This window comes from Burkholderiales bacterium, from assembly GCA_036262035.1.
In the GTDB taxonomy this organism is placed as follows: Bacteria; Pseudomonadota; Gammaproteobacteria; order Burkholderiales; family SG8-41; genus JAQGMV01.
The window spans coordinates 26,714-44,332 of the sequence record DATAJS010000025.1 but is presented as its reverse complement, the minus strand read 5'-3'; the positions used below and the strand labels follow the sequence as shown (position 1 = coordinate 44,332).

Here is a 17,619-nt window from a genome sequence, read left to right as displayed (position 1 = left end):
AAGGAGTCCGCATGGCTGACGGCGCCGCACCGCAATCACCGATCGAATCCGCCTATCGCGCGAAGACCCCTCGCGCGCGCGAGCTCGCCGAAAAGGCGAAAGGCATCCTGCCGAGCGGCATCGTCCACGACTCGCGCCGCACCTGGCCGTATTCGATCTACGGCGATCGTGCGGTCGGCTCGCACAAGTGGGACGTCGACGGCAACGAGTACGTCGACTACTACGGCGGCCACGGCGCGCTGCTGCTCGGTCACCAGCATCCCGATGTGGTCGCGGCGATCCAGAAGCAGCTCGGCAAGGGCATGCACCTCGCGGCGGCGAACGAGCTCGAGATCGAGTGGGCGACGATCATCAGCCAGATGATCCCGTCGGCGGAGCGCGTGCGCTTCACCTCGTCCGGCACCGAAGCGACCCAGCTCGCGATGCGGCTCGCACGCGCCGCGAGCGGCCGTTCGCGCATCGTGCGCTTCCAGAGCCATTTCCACGGCTGGCACGACCAGGTCTCGTTCGGCGTGAACGATCACCTCGACGGGACGCCGAGCGTGGGTGTGCTGCAGGACGTCGCGAACGCGACGACCCTGGTGCCGCCGAACGAAGTCAAAGCGGTGGAGCGCGTCATCGCCGAAAAAGGCGACGTCGCGGCGGTGATGCTCGAGCCCGCGGGCAGCAGCTCGGGCGCGATTCCGATGCCGCCCGAAGTGCTCGGGGCGTTACGCGAGATCACCAGGAAGCACGACGTCGTGCTCATCTTCGACGAAGTGGTGACCGGCTTTCGCGTGTCGCCGGGCGGGGCGCAGTCGCTGTACGGCGTGACGCCCGATCTCACCACGCTGGCGAAAGTGGTCGCCGGCGGCATGCCCGGCGGCGCGGTCGGCGGCCGGCGCGACATCCTCGAATGGCTCGACTTCGAAGTCGCCGCCGCGCAGAAACGCGAGCGCATCAGCCACCAGGGCACGCACAACGGTCATCCGCTGTCGGCGGCGGCGGGGATCGCGACGCTCAAGCTCATCCGCGACAGCGATGCGTGCACCCGGGCGACCGCGACCGCGACGGCCTTGCGCCGGCGCATGAACGAAGTGCTCGAGGAAGAGCGCGTGCCGTGGGCGATCTACGGCGAGCACTCGTTCTTCCACATCTATCCGAACCCGCGCGGCGACACGTTCCGTCCGACGCAGTTCGACGCCGCGACGCTGACCATCGACTCGTTCAAGGGCCGCAACGAGCGCACGCTCGACAAGATGCGGCTCGCGATGCTGGTGAACGGCGTCGATTTGAAAGGCTGGCGCGGCGGCCTGGTCTCGGCCGTGCACAGCGACGCCGACGTCGGCTTCACCGTCGATGCGTGGCGGCGGTCGCTGCGCATGCTCAAGGAGGAAGGGGACCTTCGTTAAAGCGGATGAACCGCAAAGGACGCAAAGGACGCGAAGGAAAGACAACCAAGAGCGAACGGCGCGTGACGTTAAGGGTCGTCATTCCCGCGAAGGCGGGAATCCATCTTGGCGTTGAACCTTTTGAAAATGGATTCCCGATAGCTCCCGCTGTCGCGGTTCGGGAATGACGTTTTTGCTTTTCCTTGGCGTCCTTTGCGTCCCTGGCGGTTAATCGCTTTTGAAGTCACTCAGGCTCAATGCCGGCGGCCTTGATCTTCTTCCCCCACGCCCCGAGCTGCTGCCTGACGAACCGATCGAGCTCCGCGGGGCCGGCCTGCACCGGCTGCAGGCCGTTGTCGATCAGCTTCTGGTTGATCGCTCGCTTCCCGATGGTCTTCACGATCTCGCTGCCGAGCTTCGCCACGATCGGCCCTGGCGTCTTCGCGGGTGCGAACATGCCCGCCCACGCGTTGATGTCGAAGCCGGGCACGGTCGCGCCGAGCGGCGGGAGCTCCGGCATGGTGTCCACCGGCTTGTCCGACATCACCGCCAGCGCGCGCAGGCGGCCCGCCTTGATGTGTCCCTGGCTCGCGGCGGCGTCGACGAGCATCCAGTGGATGCGCCCGCCGATGAGATCGGTCATCGCCGGCGGCGTGCTCTTGTAGGGCACCGGGATCGAATCGAGCTTCGCCGCGCTCGCCAGGAACGCGCCGTTGACCTGTCCCGTGCTGTTGCCGAAGCCGTACGACGTCTTCCCCGGATTCGCCTTCACGTACGCGATGAGCTCCGCCGGCGTCTTCACGTTGCTCGCGGGGCTCACCGCCAGCACGAACACGTAGTAGATCATCCGCGACACGCCGGCGAAATCGCGCACCGGGTCGTAGTTGATCTTCTTGAAGAGGAACGGATTCGCCGAGTGCGTGGTGTTGGTGCCGAGCAGCAGCGTGTAGCCGTCGGGATTGGCCTTGGCCGCGAGCTCCGCGGCGATCTGCCCGGAAGCGCCTGCGCGGTTGTCGATCACGAAGCTCGCGTTGAGGGTCGTGCGCAGCTCCTCGGTGACGATGCGCGCGAGGATGTCGGTGCCGGTGCCCGCGGCGAAAGGCACGATGACGCGGATCGGCTTGTCGGGATACTGCTGCGCGTGCGCGCACAGCGAGAACGCGAGTAACAGCGACGCCGGCAGCCACTTCCGCAGCATGGTGCGCTCCTCTTCCCGGGGGACGAGCGCAGTATAGCCGCGGCGGGTCAGCGCCAGTCTACGGGCGAGCCGAAGCGGTCCTGGCCGAGCAGGGTGTAGAAGATGCCGATGGTGCCGCGCGACTGGCTGCGGTCGCCGAGGTCGGGGTAGTTCGCGTCGCGATGGCTGTAGATGTAGCGCACCGACACCGCGTGCTGCTTGTGGATGCGCCACGTCAGCGCGATGTCCGCGCGGGCGATGTTGTCGTGGCCGTCGCGCCCCTGGCGGTCGGTCGCGACGTCGCTCACGAAATACTCGCGCCCGGTGATGTCGAGCGAGGCGGTGTTGCCGAAGATGAGCCGGAACGACGCCAGCGCCTGCGGCGCGATGCCGAAGTGATAGTCGTTGTCGCGCAGGCCGTTGATCGTGCTCACGCTCGCGTAGCCCGCGCCGCCGAGCACCGTGCCCTGGATCGCGACCTTGTCGGTCACGCGCCATTCGGCGGTCGTGCCCAGCGACAGCGCGGTGCTCGAGATGCGGAAGAACTGGGGCGAGATGTAGTCGAAGCTGCCGTAGAGGCCCCACACGCCCTTGTAGCGGTTGCCCGAGTCGTAGTCCTTGCCGATGAGCAGGCCGCGCGTCATCAGGTTCTCGAAGCCTTCGCCGGTGCTGGCGGTGGCCTGGAACGAGAAGTAGTCGAACGGCCGCTCGTACTTGTAACCGGGCTGGCCGGGGAGACCGTAATCGAGCGAGAAGTCGAGCACGCCTTCGTTGCGTTTCAGATCGCCCGAGGTGCCGCGGCTTTCCTGGATGGCGTGGGTCGCGCCGAGCGCGAGGCGGCTGTAGTACGCGGCGCTGCGGCTCGGCCAGATCGAGTCGAAGCGGTTGCCGAACGCGAGCCGGTTGAAGCCGGTCGCCGGCGAGATCGCCGCGGCGACGACCTCGCGCCACTTCGGCGACAGACCGCCGCCTTTCTCGAGCACGAGGTTGGCCATGCGATACAGCGATTCGCCGAGGAAGGCGCCGCCGATGCCGGTCGTGATCTGGTCGTTCTTCGACGGCGGCGTGGTCTCGCCCGCGATCTCCCAGACCGCGCTGCCGGCGAACGTATAGGCCAGCGATTCCCAGAAGTTGAGGCCCGCCGAGCGCGCGAAGGTGTGGTACATCGATCCCTGGTACGGGTGGCCCAGCTGGTTCACGGTGTACGGGTCGTTGTCGTAGACCCAGCGGCCGTTGAAGTTGCGCTGGATCGTGTTGAGCGTGACGTCGTAATCGCAGCAGCCGAAGATCGCGCGGTCGGCGAGGTTGAGCAGCGTCTGGAAGCCGATGATCTCGGCGGCGGGGATGAGATAGCTCTTCTTCGGCTGCGTGGGCGAGGTCCAGTCGCGCTGGGCGGAAGCGGAAATTGTTCCGGGCTTGTCGTTCTGCGCCATCCAGGTCGACGGGATGTCGCCATGACGTGCCGGCATCTCGAGGCCGGCGGCGAGCGTGAGGCGCTGGTCGGCGGCGAAGGACGTGTCGGGCGCGGGCTTGAGGCCGACGCGTGCGGGCTGTTCGTCGGCGGCGGGCTCGTCCGCGAGCGCCGGGGCGGCGATACACGCCGCTACCGCGAGCGTCAGGAGTCGTGCCTTCAGGCGGTGGGACGGCGCGGCGCTGCTTGCTGGCGTCATGCGGGCTCTCTCGGGACAGGTCGTCGTGGTGCAGCGACTTAAGCAACCGGCGAGCCGACAGCGCTTTCGGCAACCTCGCAATCGATGGCTTCGAGCAGCGCCTGCGCGTAAGCCCGATCGACTTTGCGCCCGATGAGCACGATGCGCGTCCGGCGATCCCCGGACGGCCAGCGGTCGAGCCACGACGGCGCGTGATAGACGTGCTGCACGCCGTGGATCACCGCGGGCGTCGCGGGCGCCTCCGCGATGCCCACGATGCCTTTGACGCGCAGCAGGTCGGCGCCGAGGTTTTCGGCGAGTGCGGCGAGATAGAGCGGCAGCGTCGCGGCGTGCAGCGGCTTGGTCCGGACGATCGCGACGCTTTCGATGTCGTGCAGGTGGCGAGGCAGGCAGCGCGGTTCCGGCGGCGCGGCGTGCGCGCTTTTACCGAGGCCGTGCAGAAGTGTCGCGGCATCGACCTCGCCGTTGGCGGCGTGCCGGATCGCGGCGCCGGGATTGAGCATGGACACCGCTTCGGTGACCGCCCGGACGTCCGCATCGGCGACGGCGTCGGTCTTGGTGACGATCACGCAGTCGGCGACCGCGGCCTGCCGGGCCGATTCGGCGTGCGTCTTCAGGGTGTCGGCGCCGGTGATCGCATCGACCGTGGCGATCACGCCTTCGACCGAGTAGCGCTCGGCGACGCCGTGGTCGGTCTGGAGCGCGTGCAGTATGGGGGCGGGATCGGCGAGGCCGGTCGTCTCGATGACGACGCGCTCGAAATGCAGCGTGCCCTCGACCCGCCTGCGGGCGAGGTCGCGCAGCGTCATCACGAGGTCGCTCCTCACCTTGCAGCAGAGGCAGCCGTTGGAGAGCTCGACGAAGCTCTCGTCGCTCGCCTCGACCAGCTCGTGATCGAGACCGATCTCGCCGAACTCGTTGATGATGACCGCCGTCCGCGCCATCGCCGGATCGCGCAGCAGGCGCGAGAGCAGCGTCGTCTTCCCGCTGCCGAGGAACCCGGTCAGCACGACGATGGGCGTAGCGCAGGCGCCCTCGCCTGCGGAAAAAGCGGGCTCCGCCTGCAGGCGAGGCGCCTGCGCCACAGGAATCGGCGAAGCGCTCGCCACCCGCACCGGCGCGCCGCCTTCGATCCCGAACGCGCTGCGCAGCGCCGTGAGCACACCTCCGACCGAGGCGCACGCGCGCGGATGGCGCTCGCGCGCGCCGGGGGCGGACTCGTGCGGCAGGCGCCAGCGCACGAGCCAGCGGAACGGCAGGCCGCCGTCGGCGGGCTCGATGCGGACGAACGCCTGCTCGCTGCGGATCGTCGTCGCGGCGCCGTCGCTTTCGACTTCGCCGTGTATGCCCCACAGCCGCAGGCTTTCGCCGATCAGCCCGCGCAGCATGGGCGACTCACACGGCGGTGCCGCGGCGCGCCTCGTCGGAAATCTTGCGATAGAGATACTCGCCGTCGCTCACCTCGGCGCTGAAGCGGCCGTCGTCCACGACGACTTTGCCGCGCAGCACCGTCATCACCGGCCAGGCATGGATTTCGTGGCCTTCCCACGGCGAGTAGTCCTGCTCGTGCAGCATCTCTTTTTTCAGGATGAAGCGCTTCGAAGGATCGAGCACGCAGATGTCCGCGTCGGCGCCGGCCGCGATCGCGCCCTTGCGCGGGTAGAGACCCATGATCTTCGCCGCGTTGGTCGAGACGAGGTCGACGAACTTGCGCAGGGTATAGCCGCGGCGCCCGACCATCTCGCTGTACATGATGCCGATGCGCGGCTCGACGCCGACGTTGCCGCCGGTGGTGTCGTCGATGCGCTTGCCGATCGTCTTGACGTTGAGCGCGCAGCACACCTCGTCGGTCGCGACGGTGTGTATGGTGTTGTCGACCGTGCCCGCCCACAGCCCGTCCTGGTCCTGCTGCGACTTGAGCGACGGATAGGTGTGGTAGATCTGGCCGTTCGGGCGCTTGTAGTCCTCCGCGGTGTACATGAGGTACTGGTGCAGCGTCTCGCCGTACACCGGCCGGCCTTGCGCGCGCGCTTCGCGGATCGCGTCGACGCCCGATTTCGCGCTCACGTGCATGAAGTAGAGGACGATGCCGGGAACGTTGCGCGCGAGCGTGAGCACGCGGCGGAACGAAAGGTCCTCGGACAGCGCGTTGTGCACTTCCGCGAGGTTCTCGAAGCCGACGCGGCCTTCGCGGATCAGCTTCTCGTACATGTGCATCACGATGTCGTTGTCCTCGCCGTGCATGACGCACATGCCGCCCGCTTCGCCGACGACCTTGAACACTTCCCAGATGTCGCCGAAGTCGACCATGCGCCCCTTGCGGCTCGGCGTGATGTCGGTGGTGAAGATCTTGACCGTCGCGTAGCCCTCGCGCACCGCTTCGCCGATCTGGTCGAAGAGCTCCGGCGGCAACGACCCTTCGATCATGATGTGGAAGCTGTAGTCGCAGTAGCACTGGCCCTTCCAGTCTTCGTGCCGGTCGGCGATCGCCTGCTTGATCGTCTTGCCGTGCGTCCAGCGCGCGAAGTCGATCAGCGTCGTGGTGCCGCCCCATAGCGCGGCGCGCGACACCACCGACGGCGGGTCGGTGTAGATCACCGTGCCGTCGGGCTGCGGCGAGTACCACTTGCAGTGCACGTGCGGGTCGATGCCGCCGGGCATGACGATCTTTCCGGTGGCGTCGACGAGGCGCTTCGCATCGTCCTTGCCGAAGGTGTTTGCCGCCGCGACTGCCGCGATCCTGCCGCCGGCGATCGCGACGTCGCACGGCGCGACGCCGGCGGGCGTCACGACCTGGTCGCTTCTGATAACGAGATCGAACATTTGGATGTCCTCCCAAATCGTCATCCCCGCGAAGGCGGGGATCCATTTTGACGTTTGAGCGTTTTCGGTGCGTTATGCCTGCCGGCTACTGTAACGCACCCTACACGGTGGCGATCCGACGTCCCATCGTAGGGTGCGTTGAGCGGTAGCGTAACGCACCGCGCTTCAGGCGCGCAGCAGCGCGCCCAGCTCCCGCACGCTCTTCCATGCCTCCGCGCGCTGCAACGCCGCTTCCACGCGCGCCACCTTGTCCTGCGGCAGCACGTGTCCCGCGAGCTCGCGGAACTTCTCGAGTATCTCGTGCTCCTCGAACGGCTGCGTGAAATCGCCGCGATGGCTCTCGCCTTCGTAGGTCTCCATGCGCCCGTCCTTGAGCGTGAGCGTGACGCGCGCGGGCCGCAGCCGCGGCGCGACCGCGCTCATCCTGGCGTCCTCGGTGACGTGCACGCGATGGCGCAGCGCCGTGACCGCCGGATCGTTTACCGCCTCGTCGTTGACGTCGGAGTGACGAGCGCGCCCTTTCACGATCATCACCGCGGCGACGTGCGGCAGCGAGTACTTCGACGCGAAGAAGTTCGGCGGATCGGGATTCTTCATCACCGACGCGAAGCGGTAGGTCGCGATATCGATGCGCTCGACGTCCTCGGGTTTCGGCTTCACGCGCCGCAACACCTCCGACAGCGCATCGAGCGCGGGATGGATCGGGTTGCAGCTCGCGTAGAGACGGAAGTAGTTCTCGGTGATGTGCCAGCGCGAGCCCAGGTCCTCGGTCACGCGCGACGGATCGAAGCCGTCGCCGACGAGCTTGCCCAGCGCCTCTTCGATCGCGTCCGGCTGCGCGATGAAGCCGGCGCGCACGAGCTCGGGCGCGAACGCGCCGACGAAGCCGCTCATGCCGCCCGCGACGTTGAGCGCGGTCGCGCCGGCGACCGCGTTGGTATAGCTCGGCGTGAGCACGAGCGTGGTCGCGACGCGCATCGCCGCGCTCACTTCAGCGGCGTTCATCCGGCACAACCTCGCACCCGCCGCCGCGGCGGCGACCAGCGACGCCTGGCCGTTCTGGTGCGCGAGCGCACGCGGTGTGAACGCATGGCCGAGACGACCCGCGGCGTCGTAGCCGAGCGCGAGCGCCGCGAGGAGATCGCGGCCGCTCGCGTCTTCGTGCTCGCCGAGCGCGAGGATGCCGGGCAGCACCTGGATGCCCGCCTGGCCGGAGACGAGCCGCATGCCTTCGCACAGCTCGATCGCGCGGCCCGCGATGCCGTTGAGCAGCGCTGCGGTGCGCGGATCGGCGGAGGCGAAGCCTTTCGCATACAGCGTCGCGCCGCTCCCGGCGGTGGGCGCGAGGCGCTCGCGCAGCGCAGCGACTTCCGGGCGCACCGAGCCCGCGAGGATGACGCCGACGGTGTCGAGGAGCACGCGCTTGGTGTTGTTCCTCACGCGCTCGGGGATGTCTTCCCACTGTGTCTCGGCGACGAAGCGCGCGAGCTGTTCGATTTGCTGACCCATGCTTTTCCTTGTTCGTTTGCGGTGCGTTACGCGACTGCCGGCGCTGACGCACCCTACTCGAGCTTGATGCCGGCCTCGCGGATGATGCGCGTCCACTTCGCAATCTCGCCCTTGAGGAAGCGGTCGAACTCCGCGGGCGTGCTGCCGATCGGGGTCGCGCCTTCCTGCATCGCGCGCTCGCGCATCGCCGGCGCGGCCATCGCTTTCGCGATGTCGCCGCTCAACTGCTCGACGATTCCCTGCGGCGTGCCGGTGGGCGCGAGGATGCCGAACCAGCCGATGGCTTCGTAGTCCCTGACCCCGGCTTCCATCGCCGTGGGCACGTCGGGCAGCGCCGGCGCGCGCTCGCGCGTCGATACCGCGAGCGCCCTCAAGCGTTTCGCCCGCAATTGTCCGATGACCGTTTCGAGGGTGTTGAATGCGGTCGTGGCTTCGCCGCCCATGACGGCGGAGACCGTCGCGGCGCCGCCTTTGTACGGCACGTGCGTGAGCTTGGTGTGCGTCACGTTGCCGAACAGCGCGCCCGCGAGATGCATCGCGCTGCCGGCGCCCGAAGACGCATACAGCACGTCGCCGGGACGCTCGCGTGCGAGCTTTACGAATTCCTGGAGGTTTCTCGCGGGAAACGACGGCAGCACGACGATGACGTGCGGCACGCGCACGATCTGCGACACCGCCACGAAGTCGCGCACCGGGTCGTAGCGCAGCTTGGGATAGAGGCCGGGATTGAACGAGTACGACGCCGACGTGATGAGCATCGTGTAACCGTCCGGCGGCGACTTCGCGACGTATTCGGTGCCGAGCGTCGAGCCGGCGCCGGGACGGTTCTCGACGATGAACTGCTGGCCGTGCATCTCCGAGAGACGCTGCGCGATCAGCCGCCCGAACACGTCGGTGCCGCCGCCGGGCGCGAACGGCGTGACGATGCGCACGGTCTTCTCCGGCCACTTCTGCGCGACCGCATCCTCCGAGAACGCGCCGATTGCGACAAGGAACGCCAATGCGGCGGCCCACGTTGTGGATCTTGTAGTCATGTGTCCTCCCCGAAGACACAGTGTCGCAACGGTCGCGCTATGCGTCAAACCTTCTCAAATGCGGTTTTAACCGCAAAGGACGCCAAGGACGCCAAGGAAAGGCAAGCAAAAGACGAGTTTTATTGTCGTCATTCCCGCGAAGGCGGGAATCCATTTCAACGCCAACGTCAAAATGGGTCCCGGATCGCGTCCGCTTATGCGGCCGCGTCCGGGACGACGCGATGATGCCGCTTCGCTTTTCCTTTGCGTGCTTTGCGTCCTTGGCGGTCGATCACGCTTTTTCACGCTTCGCGGTCACGCGTTGGCCTTTGATCGTCGCCTTCGACAGTGCGCGTATCACCTTGTCCGCGAGCGACTCCGGCACTTCGACCAGCGAGTGCCGCTCGCGGATCTCGATCGCGCCGATCGAGCTGCCTTTGATGTCGGCCTCGCCCGCGATCGCGCCGACGAGGTCTTTGGGACGGATGCCGCGCTGCTCGCCCGCGGTGATTACGAGGCGCACCATGCGGTCGTGATCGGGGCGGCGCTTGGGCGGGCGGGAGCCGTCGCGGGAATCGGCCGCGAAGCGTTCGCCCTTCGACTTCGGCGCTTCGCGCTGACGCTCAGGGCGAACGGGCGCCTGGATGTCGGAAACCTGCTCATCCTCCGCCTGTTCCCCGTGCATCGCGTCGCCCGCGAGCTTCGCCGCCGCCGCCGCGACGTCGAGCGGATCGAATTCCTCCGCGAGCGTCTGCACCGCGCCGCGATAGCCGGCGAAATCGTCCTCGACGAGCGTTTCGCGCAGGAGCGCGACGAGCGTCTCCATGCGCCGCGCGCGCACGTCCGCGACGGTCGGGATGCGCGCGGGCTCGATGCGCTGCTTGACGACCTTCTCGATCGCTTTCAGCAGGTAGTGCTCGCGCGGCTGCACCAGCGTGATCGCCACACCTTCACGCCCCGCGCGCCCGGTGCGCCCGATCCGGTGCACGTAGACCTCGGGCGATTCGGGAATGTCGTAGTTGATGACGTGGCTCACGTGCTCGATGTCGAGGCCGCGCGCTGCGACGTCGGTCGCGATCAGGATGTCCGCCACGCCTTCGCGAAAGCGCCCCATCACGCGGTCGCGCTGCGCCTGCGCGTAGCCGCCGTGCAGCGCTTCGGGGCTGTAGCCGCGGCCGGCGAGCGCTTCGGTGAGCTCGTCGACCTCGGTGCGCGTGCGGCAGAACACGATCGCCGAAGCGGGCGCCTCGATGTCGAGGATGCGTCCGAGCGCCTCGAGCTTGTGCGGCCGCGGCACGGTATAGGCGACCTGCCGCACTCGCGGCGTCTTGCGCACCTCGGCCTTGATCGCGATGCGCTCGGGCTCGCGCATGTATTTCTTCACCAGCGCGTTGATGCGCGGCGGGAAGGTCGCCGAGAAGAGCGCCGTCTGCCGCTCGGCCGGCGTCTCCTGCAGGATCGCCTCGAGCTCTTCGGCGAAACCCATGTCGAGCATCTCGTCGGCTTCGTCGAGCACCAGCCGGCGCACGCCGGCCAGATCGAGGCTGCCGCGGTTGATGTGGTCGAGGACGCGCCCCGGCGTGCCGACGACGATCTGCACGCCGCGCTTGAGCATCTCGAGCTGCCGGTAGATCGGCTGGCCGCCGTAGACCGGCAGGACCGTCGTGCGGCGCTTCGCGCCGTAGCGATGGACCGCCTCGGCGACCTGGATGGCGAGCTCGCGCGTCGGCGTGAGGATCAGCGCCTGGACGGCGCGGTGCTTCGGCTCCAGCCGTTCGACGATCGGCAGCGCGAACGCCGCGGTCTTGCCGGTACCGGTCGCGGCGCTGCCGAGCACGTCCTTACCGGAAAGGAGCAGCGGTATGGCCTGCGCCTGGATGGGCGTGGGCTGCTCGTAGCCCAGCGCGTCGAGCGCCGAGACGATGTCTTGCGACAAGCCGAGCGATGAAAAAGTGACAGGATTTTCGGACATGAATTTTATCGGGCGGCGCGCATTCGCGCGGAGGTCAGTGAGGGGTGCGGGCGTTGATGCATCGCACGTGCCGCGGTATGGTGCGGCCCATGCCAGTCGAATCGATCAAGGTCCAGTGCTGCATCGCCGGCGGCGGGCCGGCCGGGATGATGGCAGGTTTTCTGCTCGTGCGCGCGGGCGTCGACGTGGTGGTGCTGGAGAAGCACGCCGATTTCCTGCGCGATTTTCGCGGCGACACCATCCATCCTTCGACGCTGGAGGTGATGCACGAGCTCGGCCTGCTCGATCGGCTCCTGAAGCTTCCGCACAACCCCGCGCCGCGCATCAACGCGCAGTTCGGCGATATGTCGCTGGTCGTCGCCGATTTCTCGCACCTGCCGACGCACGCCAAGTTCATCGCGCTCATGCCGCAGTGGGACTTCCTCAACTTCCTGGCGGAGGCGGGGCGCCGCTACGCGCAATTCAAGTTGCGCATGAAGACCGAGGCGACCGACCTCATCGAGGAGAACGGACGCGTGACGGGCGTGCGTGCGACGGGCCCCGCGGGCGATCTCGAGATCCGCGCCGACCTCGTCGTCGCCGCGGACGGGCGCCACTCGACGCTGCGCGAGGTCTCGAAGCTGCCCGTCCAGGTCCTCGGCGCGCCGATGGACGTGCTGTGGTTCAGGCTGCCCAGCAAGCCCGACGATCCGGCGGAGACGATGGGCCGCTTCGCCGACGGCCACATCTTCGTCATGCTCAACCGCGGCGATTACTGGCAGTGCGGCTTCGTGATCCGCAAGGGCTCGATCGAGCAGGTGCACGCGCGCGGCCTGGAAGCGTTTCGTGCGGCGGTGCTGCGCTCGGCGCCGTTCGCTGCCGACCGCGTCGAGACGATCGCTTCATGGGACGACGTGAAGCTGCTGACCGTCGCGGTCGACCGCATGCCGACGTGGTATCGGCCGGGACTGCTCTTCATCGGCGACGCGGCGCACGCGATGTCGCCGATCGGCGGCGTGGGCGTGAACCTCGCGGTACAGGATGCCGTCGCCGCCGCCAACATCCTCGGCAAGCGGCTGCGCGACGGCAAGCTCACGCTCGACGATCTCGACGCGGTCCAGCGCCGCCGCGAGTTTCCGACGAGGGCGACGCAGAGATTCCAGGTCTTCATGCAGGACCGCGTCGTCACCCGGGCGCTCGACGGCGACATCGAAGCGAAGCCGCCGCTCGGGGTACGCATGATCGCGCGGATGCCGGCGTTGTCCAGAATTCCCGCGCGGTTGATCGGCTTAGGCGTACGCCCTGAGCACGTAAAAGCTTGAACCGCCAAGGACGCCAAGGACGCAAAGGAAAGCGGAAGGTCGTCATTCCCGACCGCGCGTCAGCGCGATGTGATCGGGAATCCATTTTGGCGTTGAGCCTCGAACATAGATTCCCGCCTTCGCGGGAATGAGGGCGAGGTCACTCGACCTTGATCCCGGTCTCCTTGCGGATCCGCACCCACTTCGCGTGATCCGCCTTGAGCCGCGCGACGAGGTCGTCGGGCGTGCTCTTCACCACTTCGGCGCCGAGCTTCTCGAACGCTTCGCGCACTTTCGGCTGGGCGACAGCTTTCAAGACGCCGTCGCGCAGCTTCTGTACTGCGTCTTTCGGCGTCGCCGCGGGGATCGCGAGCGTAGTGTAGGTCGACGATTCGAAGCCCTTGAGACCCGATTCGTCGATGGTCGGCGTGTCGGGCAGGAACTTGGAGCGGGTCAGCGTCGTCACCGCGATCGGCCGCAGCTTGCCGGCCCTGATGTGGTGAGCGCCCGAGCTGATCTGGTCGAACATCAGGTGCACCTGGCCGCCGACGAGATCGACGAGCGCGGCGCCGCTGCCCTTGAACGGCACGTGGGTGAACTTGATCTTCGCCATCGACTGGAAGAGCTCGCCGGTCAGATGCACGTTCGAGCCCACGCCCGCCGAGCCCATGAGCAGCGAGCCGGGCCTGGCTTTCGCGATCGCGATCACGTCCTTGACGGTCTTAGCGGGCACCGACGGATGCACGACGAGCACGCCCGGCACGATCGAGATCAGCGACGTGAAGACGAAATCGCGGAACGGCTGGTACTCGAGGTCGTCGTGGAAAGCCGGCTGCACCGCGAGCGTGCCGCTCGCGCCGAGCAGCATGGTGTAGCCGTCGGGCGGCGATTTCGCCGCGAGCGTCGAGCCGATGCGCCCGCCGGCGCCTCCGCGGTTGTCGACGATCACCGTCTGGCCGAGGAATTCGCTCAGGGACGGCGCGATCGTGCGGGCGGTGATGTCGATGTTCCCGCCCGGCGCGAAGGCGACGATGATGCGGACGGGCTTCGAGGGATAGGCGTCGCTCTGGGCGGCGTGCAGCGGAGCCGCGCCGAGCGCGGCGGTGAGTGCGAGGAGTGCGTGTTTCATACGGGTCCGGATCGTGTGAGCGCCCGATCATAACCGCGCGCGGCTCCATCCGACATCGCCGAACCCAACGCCCGCTGCGCGTCGGATCGTATCCTCCACAGGATATATTCGCGGCGGCGCGTAGAACGTTTGTGCGCTCTGCTGCGCACATATGGCGTCGATGCATCGCGAAGTGTGGACTCGAGTACGGAATCCGCGTCGATCTTCACAATTCGTCTACAGATGCGCCTGCAAACCATGGCACTATCGGCGTAAGTCGTGAGTGCGTGCAGGTGTCTTTCTGTTGAAGTGCACGGCCTTCCTGTGTAATCTCCGCGCGCATTCATTCCAGCGTCATGGCGCACGGACTGCGCATCGCCCCGTTCGATGTCCGCCCGCGGGCTGATCGATAAAAAGAAGAAGAGGAGACGATATTGCAGGCAGCAGCTCGAAGGTACCGCGCGCGCCGGCGCGCGGCCGGCGGCACAATCATTCGATACGGCGTGGCGGCGGCGATCGTCGCCCTCGCAGGGTGTTCTTCACTCGAGCCTCACGCGCTGGCCCCGCGCGACGTGCTGGCGACGGCACGTGCGGACAAGGCGCGCGCCGCCGCCGACGTGGAGCCGCTGCAAGGCCCCCTCACGCTCGAAGAGGCGATCGCGCGCACGATCAAGTACAACGCCGAGCGGCGGCTGAAAGCGATGGAGGAAGCGGTCGCGGCCGGTACGTTCGAGGCGGGCAAGTTCGACATGCTGCCGAAGCTCGTGGCCTCCGCGGGATACCGTTACCGCGACAAGGAGCTCATCACGCGCAGCGAGGATTCGGTCACCGGCGCGCCGGCGCTCGCGAATCCGTTCATCTCCACCGACCGTACGGCGATCACGACGGGGCTCGAGTTCACGTGGAGCCTGCTCGATTTCGGTCAAAGCTATTACGCGGCGCGGCAGAACGCCGATCGCGTGCTCGTGGCGGCGGAGCGCCGGCGCCGCGCGGTGAATACGCTCATCCAGGACGTGCGCACGGCGTACTGGCGCGTCGTGGCCGCGGACAAGCTCGGCGAAGAAGTGCGCCGCGTCGTCGCCGAGGCCGAGGGCGCGCTCGCCGACGCGCGCAAGGCGGAGAACGAAAGGCTGCGCCCGCCGCTCGAGCCTCTGCGCTACCAGCGGCAGCTCCTCGAGAACCTGCGCCTGCTGGAGCTCGTGCGCCAGGAGCTGTCGACCGCGCGGGTGGAGCTGGCCGCGCTCACCAACCTGCCGCTCGCTCAGCGCATCGAAGTCGTCGCGCCGGACACGAGCATCGGCACCGCGTGGCTCGAGGTTCCGGTGGAGCAGATGGAAGAGCACGCGCTCATGCTCAACCCCGAGCTGCGGGAGAGCATGTACAACGCGCGCATCGCGCGGGAGGAGACGCGGCGGGTGCTGCTGCGGCTGTTTCCGGGGCTCTCCTTCAACTATGGCGGAAAGACGAGCGACGATCGCTTCCTCATCAACGACCACTGGCGCGAGGCGGGCATCCAGACCTCGTTCAACCTGCTGAACCTCGTGGCCGCGCCGGCGCAGATGCGGCTCGCCGACGCGGGCGTCGCGCTCGCCGACCAGAAGCGCCTCGCGGCGCAGATGGCGGTGCTGGCGCAGCTGCACATCGCGCGGCTCCAGTTCTCCAACGCGGTGCGGCAGTACGAGCGCGCGAACGTCATCGCCGGGGTCGATGCGCGCATCGCCGAGCAGGTGGCGAACCAGGAGCAGGCGGCGCGCCAGACCAAGCTCGAGCGCGTGTCGCAGGACACCGCCTCCATCCTGTCGTCACTGCGGCGCTATCAGGCGCTGTCCAACGCGCAGGCCGCGGCCTCGCGGCTGCAGGCGACGCTCGGGCTGGAGCCCGCGGTGAACGGCAGCGATGCCCTGCCGTTGAAGCAGCTCACCGCCGCGGTGGCGCGATCGATGAACGACTGGAAGTCGGGCCGGCTGCCGATCGTGCCCGCATCGACCAAACCCGCGCAGCGGTAGCGCCATGGAAAGCGGTCGCCATGCGCTGCGCGCAGCCCTCCGGCGGCACGCCGCACGCGGCGCGAGCCTCGTATTCGTCAGCCTCGGCCTCGCCGCCGGTGCGGCGGTAGCGGCCGGCGATGCCGAACGTGCGGCGGGCGCGCCCGCGGCGGCTGCGCTCGACGCGCGCGAGATCCGCGCGCAGCTCACGCCGCGCCGCTACACCACGCTCGCCGCCGAGATCGGCGCCAAGGTGAATCGGATCCCGGTGCCCGAAGGCGGCCGCTTCAGCGCGGGCGACACGCTCGTCAGCTTCGATTGCACCATGCAGCAGGCGCAGCTCGACAAGGCGCGGGCCACGCTCGTCGCCGCCGAGAAGGTGTGGAGCGCGAACAAGCGCCTGCGCGAGCTCAACTCGGTCGGGGCCGTGGAGCTCGACGTGTCCGCGGCCGAAGCGGAGAAAGCGCGCGCCGAAGTCGCCAGCGGCCAGGCGGTCATGTCGAAATGTGCGGCACACGCGCCGTTCGCCGGCCGCGTGGCCGAGCAGAAGGTGCGCGAGCAGCAGTACGTGCAGCCCGGTCAGGCGCTGCTCGAGATCCTCGACGATTCGGAGCTCGAGCTGGAATTCATCGTGCCCAGCCGCTGGCTCGCGTGGGTGAAGCCGGGGCACGCCTTCAGGGTGTCGATCGACGAGACCGGCAAGACCTATCCCGCGCGCGTGCGCCGCATCGGCGCGCGCGTGGATCCGGTGAGTCAGTCGATCAAGCTCTCCGCGGTCGTCGACGGCCGTTTCAGCGAGCTCGTGGCCGGCATGAGCGGCCGGGTGCTGATGGCGCCGCCGCGCGCGGGCCGCTGACCGCGCAGGCCCGCTTGAAAACCTATCACTTCATCGCAGGCCTGCCGCGCGCCGGCTCGACGCTGCTCGGGGCGCTGCTGCTCCAGAATCCGCGCTTTCACGCCGGCATGACCAGCCCGGTCGGGTCGATCTTCTCCTCGATGCTGCAGCAGTTCAGCGCGGGCAGCGAGTTCGGCGGCGTGATCGACCGCGAGCAGCGGCGCCGCCTGCTGCACGGCGTCTTCGAGAGCTACTACGCCGACAAGGCGGGCAAGGACGTCGTCTTCGACACCAACCGCCTGTGGTGCGCGCGGATGCCGGCATTGCTCGACCTCTTTCCGCAGGCGAAGGTGATCGCGTGCGTGCGCAACGTGGCGTGGGTCATGGACAGCATCGAGCGCCTGTATCGCGCCAATCCGTACGAGAACACCAAGCTCTTCGCCGACGACAACGAGCGCAATACCGTCGCGAGCCGCGTCGACACGCTGGCGCAGCGCAACCGCCTGGTCGGATTCGCGTGGTCGGCGCTCAAGGAAGCCTATTACGGCGAGCATGCGGGCTCGATGCTCGTCGTCGAGTACGAGCTGCTCACGCAGGCGCCGGAGCGCGTCATGCGGCTCGTGTACGACTTCATCGGCGAGCCGTGGTTCGAGCACGATTTCGAGAACGTCGAGTACGACGCGCCGGAGTTCGACGAGGCGCTCGGCCTCTCCGGCCTGCATCGCGTGCGGCGCAAGGTGAGCGTGGAAGCGCGCCGCACGATCCTGCCGCCGGATCTGTTCGAGCAGTACGCCGGGCTGTCGTTCTGGAAGGACGGCGCCGGCAGCGCGGCGAACGTGATCCGCGCGCAGCCCAGGAAGAACGGGAATCCCTGACT

General features: G+C 67.9%; 13 protein-coding genes. 5 read left to right on the top strand and 8 right to left on the bottom strand.

The window, feature by feature from the left end; translation table 11 throughout:
* The first annotated feature begins 11 nt into the window (after positions 1-11).
* A complete protein-coding gene (locus VHP37_25425; protein HEX2829712.1) occupies positions 12-1,391 on the top strand; it encodes an aminotransferase class III-fold pyridoxal phosphate-dependent enzyme in 1,380 nt (459 codons plus the stop codon).
* Positions 1,392-1,614: 223 nt separating this feature from the next.
* On the opposite strand, the gene VHP37_25420 is transcribed toward VHP37_25425, so the two are convergent.
* The 7 genes from VHP37_25420 to VHP37_25390 all read right to left on the bottom strand — a co-directional run bounded on the left by VHP37_25420 (position 1,615) and on the right by VHP37_25390 (position 11,534).
* Complete coding sequence (locus tag VHP37_25420) at positions 1,615-2,568, bottom strand: tripartite tricarboxylate transporter substrate-binding protein (protein HEX2829711.1); 954 nt, start codon at positions 2,566-2,568, stop codon at positions 1,615-1,617.
* A 47-nt stretch (positions 2,569-2,615) separates the two neighbouring features.
* Positions 2,616-4,217, bottom strand: coding sequence for a DUF3943 domain-containing protein (locus tag VHP37_25415; GenBank protein ID HEX2829710.1), 1,602 nt, complete (start codon positions 4,215-4,217; stop codon positions 2,616-2,618).
* A 38-nt stretch (positions 4,218-4,255) separates the two neighbouring features.
* Positions 4,256-5,605, bottom strand: a complete 1,350-nt coding sequence (locus VHP37_25410; GenBank protein HEX2829709.1) for a GTP-binding protein — start codon at positions 5,603-5,605, stop codon at positions 4,256-4,258.
* Positions 5,606-5,612: 7 nt separating this feature from the next.
* Positions 5,613-7,040, bottom strand: a complete 1,428-nt coding sequence (locus VHP37_25405; GenBank protein ID HEX2829708.1) for an amidohydrolase family protein — start codon at positions 7,038-7,040, stop codon at positions 5,613-5,615.
* A gap of 165 nt (positions 7,041-7,205) precedes the next feature.
* On the bottom strand, positions 7,206-8,549 hold the full coding sequence (locus VHP37_25400) for an MmgE/PrpD family protein (GenBank protein HEX2829707.1): 1,344 nt from the start codon (positions 8,547-8,549) through the stop codon (positions 7,206-7,208).
* Between the two features lie 53 nt (positions 8,550-8,602).
* A complete protein-coding gene (locus tag VHP37_25395) occupies positions 8,603-9,583 on the bottom strand; it encodes a tripartite tricarboxylate transporter substrate binding protein (GenBank protein ID HEX2829706.1) in 981 nt (326 codons plus the stop codon).
* A 271-nt stretch (positions 9,584-9,854) separates the two neighbouring features.
* Positions 9,855-11,534, bottom strand: coding sequence for a DEAD/DEAH box helicase (locus VHP37_25390; GenBank protein ID HEX2829705.1), 1,680 nt, complete (start codon positions 11,532-11,534; stop codon positions 9,855-9,857).
* Between the two features lie 89 nt (positions 11,535-11,623).
* Between VHP37_25390 and VHP37_25385 the strand changes: the two genes are divergently transcribed.
* Positions 11,624-12,835, top strand: coding sequence for an FAD-dependent oxidoreductase (locus VHP37_25385; GenBank protein HEX2829704.1), 1,212 nt, complete (start codon positions 11,624-11,626; stop codon positions 12,833-12,835).
* Between the two features lie 139 nt (positions 12,836-12,974).
* On the opposite strand, the gene VHP37_25380 is transcribed toward VHP37_25385, so the two are convergent.
* On the bottom strand, positions 12,975-13,943 hold the full coding sequence (locus tag VHP37_25380; protein HEX2829703.1) for a tripartite tricarboxylate transporter substrate binding protein: 969 nt from the start codon (positions 13,941-13,943) through the stop codon (positions 12,975-12,977).
* Positions 13,944-14,425: 482 nt separating this feature from the next.
* On the opposite strand from VHP37_25380, the gene VHP37_25375 reads away from it, so the two are divergent.
* Genes VHP37_25375 through VHP37_25365 form a run of 3 tightly spaced genes read left to right on the top strand, consistent with a single transcriptional unit; the run spans position 14,426 to position 17,617 of the window.
* Entirely contained in the window at positions 14,426-15,928 is a 1,503-nt protein-coding gene (locus VHP37_25375; protein ID HEX2829702.1) for a TolC family protein, read from the top strand.
* Positions 15,929-15,932: 4 nt separating this feature from the next.
* On the top strand, positions 15,933-16,763 hold the full coding sequence (locus VHP37_25370; GenBank protein ID HEX2829701.1) for an efflux RND transporter periplasmic adaptor subunit: 831 nt from the start codon (positions 15,933-15,935) through the stop codon (positions 16,761-16,763).
* A gap of 14 nt (positions 16,764-16,777) precedes the next feature.
* Positions 16,778-17,617: a sulfotransferase gene (locus tag VHP37_25365; protein HEX2829700.1), complete on the top strand. Its 840-nt coding sequence runs from the start codon at positions 16,778-16,780 to the stop codon at positions 17,615-17,617.
* Positions 17,618-17,619: the final 2 nt, after the last annotated feature.